Below are 2,279 nucleotides of genomic sequence, written 5' to 3'. Positions count from 1 at the left end.
CCAGTGGGCCCGTGGGCACCACGTCGGTATGACCGGCAAAAACGAGTGTTCTGGGCCGCGCCGCGTCCGCTATGGATTCAGTAGCGGCTTGCGTTGGCAAAGCATTGGCCAGAGGCCTGAAACCCTCAAATTTTGCCCATAAATTGGTGACCCGGAAGTGTTCAGGCCCGCTGAGTAGGGTCTCGCACGTGAAGCCCAAAGCGGCCAGCCGCTCAGCCAGGATGGCCTGGCAGCCGGCATCGTCGGGGGTCACGGAAGGGCGGGAAATCAGCTGTTCAGTCAGGCGGAGTGTTCGGGACATGGTGGTTGGGTGCAGTCGTGGCCGGTCTAGAAAGGAAAAAATGCAGGAGCCAGCGCATGACACCGCGTGAAAAGCATGCAGGCCATGCTCATCAGCCGTGCGTCACATCCAGCGTGATTTCCGTGAAGGATGGCTGGTCGTCCGTGTCCGGCTCTGGCGCTTGCTGCTTGGCCTTGGCCGACGCAAAGTCGTTTTCAAGCCGCCACATCAGGTTGGTTGGCGAGTCCGCATGCAGCAGGCCCTCCTTGCGCGTGACGGTCCCTTGCACAATCAATTTGGCGATGTCCTGCTCGAACGTTTGCGAGCCGTCGGCCATTGATTTTTCCATGGCTTCCTTCACGCCCGAGAAGTCGCCTTTTTCAATCAGATCGGCGATCAGCTTGGTGTTGAGCAAAACTTCCACGGCAGGTGTCCTGCTGCCGTCCTGCGTGCGCAGCAAGCGCTGCGAGACGATGGCCTTGAGGGCTGCCCCCAAATCGCCCAGCAGGGTTTTGCGCACTTCCACCGGGTAGAAACTAAGGACCCGGTTAAGCGCCTGGTAGCTGTTGTTGGCATGCATGGTGGCCAGGCACAAATGCCCGCTCTGGGCATAGGCGATCGCGGCTGACATGGTCTCGCGGTCGCGAATTTCGCCAATCAAAATCACGTCGGGGGCTTGTCGCAGAGCGTTTTTCAGCGCTACCTGCAGCGACTGCGTATCGGCACCCACTTCGCGCTGGTTCACCACAGATTTCTTGTTGGTGAATAAAAACTCGACAGGGTCTTCAATCGTGAGGATGTGGCCCTGCGCGGTTTCATTGCGGTGATCCAGCATGGCGGCCAAGGTCGTGCTTTTGCCCGATCCGGTCGACCCCACCATGAGCAGCAGTCCGCGCTTTTCCATGATCAGTTCGGACAAAATAGGCGGCAGGCTCAGGCTGTGAAGCGGGGGGATCTCGTTCGGGATGAAGCGAATCACGGCCGCATAGCTTCCACGCTGGCGAAAACCGCTGATGCGAAAGTTGCCCACGCCCTCCAGCGCCCGGGCCGTGTTCACCTCGCCCAATTGTTCCAGTTCCTGGATTTGCACGGGCGACAGCACCTCGGCCAGCAGCTTCAGGGGGGCGTCGGCCGGCAGAATCTGGGTATTGATGGGAATGGCCTGGCCGTTGATACGGATGAGGACGGGCGAGTGCGCCGACAAGTAAACGTCCGATGCCTTCTTGTCCGCCATCAAACGCAAAATTCTTTCCATCGTGCTCATGGTTCAGCTTTCGTTATCACGTTGACTCATCGTGGCGAGCGCCAGGCCGTCCCTGGCAAAGGCTGGCCGCAGCCGCATCATTCCAGCCAGGGCCGCGGAACCGGCTTCGCCGGGCCGCAGGCGCAGCGGCCCCCTCGGGGACAGCAAAGGACGCGAAGCGACCAGCGTGGGGGCCAACGGCCACAGCGCCGGGCCGCCCCAAGCAAGGCCAGCCCCCTCGGGGGGCAGCGCAGCACGCGAAGCGACCAGCGTGGGGGCCATATCTCTAGTCACGCAGCAAGTCGTTCAGGCTGGTCGTGGCGCGTGTCTTGGCATCCACACGCTTGACGATCACCGCGCAGTACAGGCTGTACTTGCCGCCGGCTTTGGGCAAATTACCCGACACCACGACGGAACCTGCGGGAATGCGGCCGTAGCTGACGGTATCCAACTCACGGTCATAGATCGGGGTGCTCTGGCCGATGTACACGCCCATCGAGATGACCGAGTTTTCCTCGACGATCACGCCTTCGACGATTTCGGAGCGTGCACCGATAAAGCAGTTGTCTTCAATGATGGTGGGGTTGGCCTGCATTGGCTCAAGAACGCCGCCAATGCCGACGCCACCCGACAGGTGGACGTTCTTGCCGATCTGGGCGCATGAACCGACTGCCGCCCAGGTATCGACCATCGTGCCTTCATCCACATAAGCACCGATGTTGACGTAGCTGGGCATCAGGATCGCGCCCTTGGCGA

2 protein-coding genes and 1 pseudogene are annotated in these 2,279 nt (G+C 60.9%); all 3 read right to left on the bottom strand.

Annotated elements, in window-relative coordinates:
* Positions 1-301 (bottom strand): annotated as a pseudogene (locus Q7T36_RS17940) (hypothetical protein); the annotation flags it as partial.
* 91 nt (positions 302-392) lie between these two features.
* Positions 393-1,544: a PilT/PilU family type 4a pilus ATPase gene (locus Q7T36_RS17935; protein WP_304852096.1), complete on the bottom strand. Its 1,152-nt coding sequence runs from the start codon at positions 1,542-1,544 to the stop codon at positions 393-395.
* Positions 1,545-1,809: 265 nt separating this feature from the next.
* The coding region (locus Q7T36_RS17930; protein ID WP_304852093.1) for a 2,3,4,5-tetrahydropyridine-2,6-dicarboxylate N-succinyltransferase at positions 1,810-2,279 on the bottom strand (470 nt) is incomplete at its 5' end.

The organism is Fluviicoccus sp., assembly GCF_030646115.1.
In the GTDB taxonomy this organism is placed as follows: domain Bacteria; phylum Pseudomonadota; class Gammaproteobacteria; order Pseudomonadales; family Moraxellaceae; genus Fluviicoccus.
Note: the sequence above shows the minus strand (reverse complement) of the source record. Positions and strands in the feature narration are given on the sequence as shown.